The organism is Streptomyces sp. NPDC002754 (assembly GCF_053592315.1).
This window is the reverse complement of the sequence record NZ_JBSFVM010000075.1, coordinates 1-4,973: the sequence shown is the minus strand read 5'-3', so window position 1 is coordinate 4,973 and position 4,973 is coordinate 1. Positions and strand designations below refer to the sequence as shown.

The window sequence follows — 4,973 nt, the reverse complement described above, 5'->3', positions numbered from 1 at the left end:
GCGGTGGACCTGTTCGATGCCGGTTCGGTGGAGGCGCTCGCCGAGCGCTGGAACCGGGTCCTTGAACTCGTGACCACGGCACCCGAGACCCGGCTGGGCGCCGTGGACGTCCTGCGCGACGACGAACGCGAACAACTCCTGCACGTGTGGAATGACACCACCGCCCCCATCACGGGCACGCACGTCGTCGAGGCATTCGGACAGCAGGTGGCCGCCGCTCCCGACGCGGTGGCGGTGATGGCGGACGGCGTCGAGCTGACGTACGGCGAGTTGGATGCAGCGGCGAATCGGCTGGCGCACCATCTGCGCGGCATGGGCGTGGGCCCGGAGTCCGTGGTAGGTGTGTGCCTGCCGCGCGGCGCCGAGTTGGTGACCGCGATCCTCGGAGTGTTGAAGGCGGGCGCGGCATATCTGCCGATCGACGGCCGGCTGCCGGTGGAGCGCGTGGCGTTCATGTTGGCCGACAGCCGGGCGCAGCTCGTATTGGGAACGCAGGAGGCCCTCGACGACCTGCCGGCCGGGCGGGTACGGATGGTCGCTGTCGACGACCCGATGACGGCTGCGCTGCTCGAGGCCCAGCCGGACACCACGCCGGCGGTGGCGATCGATGCGGCCGGCCTGGCGTATGTGATCTATACGTCGGGGTCGACGGGTGTGCCCAAGGGTGTGGCGGTCGCGCATGCCGGTGTGGTGAATCTGGTGGCGGCGCAGGGTGAGCGGTTTGCGGTGGAACGTGGCTCGAGGGTGTTGCAGTTCGCGTCGATCGGTTTCGATGCCGCGGTGTCCGAGGTGCTGGTGACACTGTGCTCGGGTGCGGCCCTGGTGATGGCATCGGCCGACGAACTGCTGCCGGGCGGCGGGCTGGCCGATCTGGTCGCCGGTAACGGGATTTCGCATGCGACGCTGCCGCCGGCGGTGCTGGGCGCTCTCGACGCCGACACCGACCTGGCCTCGGTCACCACGCTCGTATCTGCCGGTGAAGCCCTGGACGCGGGTCTGGTGGAGCGGTGGGCTTCGGGTCGTCGGCTGATCAACGCCTATGGCCCGACCGAGATCACGGTGTGTGCGTCGATGTCGCAGCCGCTGACACCGGGAGACGCGCCGACGATCGGTACGCCAACTGCCAACACACACCTGTACGTCCTCGATGAGTCGCTCCAGCCGGTGCCGGTCGGGGTTATGGGCGAGCTGTACGTGGCAGGAGCCGGCGTTGGACGCGGCTACGTCGGCCGTGCGGGCCTGACGGGTGAGCGGTTCGTGGCCTGCCCGTTCGGGACAGGTTCCGGTGAGCGGATGTACCGGACCGGAGACCTGGCCAAGTGGACCCCGGACGGCCAACTCGTCTTCGGCGGCCGCGCCGACGAGCAGGTCAAGATCCGCGGCTTCCGCATCGAGCCCGGCGAGATCGAGGCCGTACTCGAAGCTCACGCCGAGGTGGCCCAGGCCGCGGTGGTCGCACGTGAGGACACCCCCGGTGACAAGCGCCTGGTCGCCTACGTAGTGGCATCGGACCCGGACACCGACCCCGGCGAGAGCAGCATCGACACGGATGGTCTGCGTGACCTCGTGGCATCCCGGCTGCCGGAGTACATGGTCCCGGCCGCGTTCGTGACACTGGCGGAACTGCCGCTGACCGTCAACGGCAAGCTCGACCGCAGGGCCCTGCCCGCACCGGAGTACGTCGCGGGTGCGGGCCGTGCCCCGGCCACCGCGCAGGAGGAGATCCTTTGCGAGGTGTTCGCCGAGGTGCTGGGCGTGGAGTCGGTCAGGGTCGACGACAACTTCTTCCAGCTGGGCGGGCACTCCCTGCTGGCGGTGACCCTTGTCGAACGGCTCCGCGTGCGCGGTGTGTCGGTGTCGGTACGGGCCCTGTTCGAGGCCCCCACTCCGGCCGGCCTGGCCGGAGCCACGGGCATCGGCTCGGTGGAGGTGCCCGAGAACCTGATACCGGCGGATGCGGAGCGGATCACGCCGGAGATGCTCCCGCTGGTCGAGCTGTCGCAGCAGGAGATCGACCGGGTGGTCGCGGCGGTCGACGGCGGAGCGTCGAACGTGGCGGACATCTATCCGCTGGCGCCACTGCAAGAGGGACTGCTCTTCCACCATCTGCTGGCGGACGGCGGCGTCGACGCGTATGTCTCCGTACGCGTAGTGGAGTTCGCTTCACGGGAGCACCTGGACGACTTCGCCCACGCGCTGCAGCGCGTGGTGGACCGGCACGACATCTACCGCACGGCCGTGGTGTGGGAGGGGCTGCGCGAGCCGGTCCAGGTGGTGTGGCGACAAGCCGTGCTGCCCGTCGTCGAGCATGCGCTGGAGGTCGATCCGGCGGATCCGACGGCCGCGGTCGAAACCTTGCTGACCATGGCGGGCTCCGTGATGGACCTGGACCGGGCTTCGCTGATGGATCTGCACATGGCCGAGGTCCCGGAGGGCCGGTGGCTCGGTGTGGTGCGGATGCATCACATGGTGCAGGACCACTTGGGCATGGACGTGCTGCTGCAGGAACTGCGGGCGGTGCTGGCCGGCCGGGAGGACGAGCTGGCGCCGGCGATGCCGTTCCGGAACTTCGTGGCGCAGAGCCGTGACGTGCCACGGTCCGAGCACGAGCGGTTCTTCAGTGAGCTTTTGGCGGACGTGAGCGAGCCGACCGCCCCGTTCGGGCTCATGGACGTGCGCGGTGACGGCTCCGACGTGGTCTCCGAGATGGTTCCCCTGGACGCGGAGGTCGTAGCGGGACTGCGGGACGTGGCGCAGCGGCTCGGGGTGAGTGCGGCGACGGTGCTGCACGTGGCCTGGGCGCGGGTCCTTGCGGTGGTGGCCGGCCGGGACGACGTGGTGTTCGGCACCGTGCTGTTCGGCCGGATGAACGCCGGCGAGGGCTCGGACCGGGTGATCGGCCCGTTCATCAACACCCTGCCGGTGCGGTTGCGCATAGGCGACGTGGGTGTGCAGGCGGCCGTGGAGGAGATGCAGGTCCAGCTGGCCGGGCTGCTGGAGCATGAGCATGCTCCGCTGGCGGTGGCACAGCAGGCCAGCGGTCTGACGGACAGCACACCCCTGTTCACCTCCATCTTCAACTACCGGCACATCGCGGGGGAATCCAGCCAGTCGGAGCCGGAGCCGGAGCCGGAGCCGGAGTCGGATTCGGATTCGGATTCGGAGTCAAGGCCGGATACGGATACGGATACGGATACGGAGAGGCAGACGGAGGCTGATCGCCCGGATCCGATGGCCGGGATCCGTAATGTGTTCGTGCGGGAGCGGACGAACTATCCGATGGCGGTGTCGGTCAACGACCGCAGCGGTGGCGCCCTGACACTGACGGTGGAGGTGGCCGACTCGGTCGACCCGCAGTTGGTGGCTCGGCTGCTGCGCACCGCGGTGGAGAACACCGTCACCTCCCTCGTCGACGCCCCCGATGCCACGCTGCGCAGCATCGACGTCCTCGCCACCCAGGACCGCGAGGACCTCCTCCACCGGTGGAACGACACCGAGGCCGCAGGCCCGGCGGACACAGCCATCGAGCTCTTCGCCCAGCGGGTGCACGCCGCACCGGATGCGGTGGCAGTGATGGCCGACGGCGACGAGTGGTCGTACGCCGAGCTGGACGCACGCGCCAACCGGCTGGCGCACTGCCTGCGTGACCGCGGCGTGGGCCCGGAGTCGGTGGTCGGGCTGTGCCTGCCGCGTGGGCCGGAGCTGGTCGCCGCCATCCTGGGCGTGTGGAAGGCGGGTGCGGCGTATCTGCCGATCGATGGACAACTGCCGCGCGAACGAGTCGAGTTCATGCTCGGCGACGGTGGTGTGCAGCTGCTGGTGGCGGACCACACGGCAGCCGAGAGCCTGGCGGCGGTGCTGACCGGCATGCCGGTTGTGTGGCTCGATGAGCCGGAAGTGCAGGCACAGCTGGCCGAACTGCTGAGTACCGCCCCGCAGTTGACAGTGTCGCCGACTGGGCTGGCGTATGTGATCTATACGTCGGGGTCGACGGGTGTGCCCAAGGGCGTGGGTGTCGCGCATGCCGGTGTGGTGAATCTGGTGGCGGCGCAGGGTGAGCGGTTTGCGGTGGAACGTGGCTCGAGGGTGTTGCAGTTCGCGTCGATCGGTTTCGATGCGGCGGTGTCCGAGGTGCTGGTGACACTGTGCTCGGGTGCGGCTTTGGTGATGGCGTCGGCCGACGAGCTGTTGCCGGGTGGCGGGCTGGCCGATCTGATTGCCGGTAACGGGATCACGCATGCGACGTTGCCTCCGGTGGTGTTGGGCGCTCTCGACGCCGCCGATCTGGGCTCGGTGACCACGCTCGTATCTGCGGGTGAGGCCCTGGATGCGGGTCTGGTGGAGCGGTGGGCTTCGGGTCGTCGACTGATCAATGCATACGGCCCGACGGAGATCACGGTGTGTGCGTCGATGTCGCAGCCGCTGGCACCGGGAGAGGTGCCGTCGATCGGCGCGCCGATCGCGAATACGCGCCTGTACGTCCTCGACGAGACGCTCCAGCCGGTGCCGGTGGGTGTTGCGGGTGAGCTGTACGTGGCGGGTGCCGGTCTGGCGCGCGGCTATGTGGGCCGGCCCGGTCTGACGGGTGAGCGGTTCGTGGCGTGCCCGTTCGGGACGGGGTCCGGGGAGCGGATGTACCGGACCGGTGACGTGGCCAAGTGGACCCCGGACGGCCAACTCGTCTTCGGCGGCCGGGTCGACGAGCAGGTCAAGATCCGCGGCTTCCGCATCGAGCCCGGCGAGATCGAGGCCGTGCTCGAAGCGCACGCCGAGGTGGCGCAGGCGGCGGTGATCGCACGTGAGGACACACCTGGGGACGAGCGCCTGGTCGCCTACGTAGTGGCATCGGACACCGATGCCGGCCTGGACACAAGCGGCCTGCGGGACGTGGTGGCGTCGCGGTTGCCGGAGTACATGGTGCCGGCCGCGTTCGTGACGCTGGATGAGCTGCCTCTGACGGTCAACGGCAAGCT

1 protein-coding gene is annotated in these 4,973 nt (G+C 69.4%); it reads left to right on the top strand.

Annotated elements, in window-relative coordinates; all coding sequences use genetic code 11:
• A partial coding sequence (locus tag ACWD2L_RS40765) for an amino acid adenylation domain-containing protein (protein ID WP_351345877.1) occupies window positions 1-4,973 on the top strand: 4,973 nt, incomplete at both ends.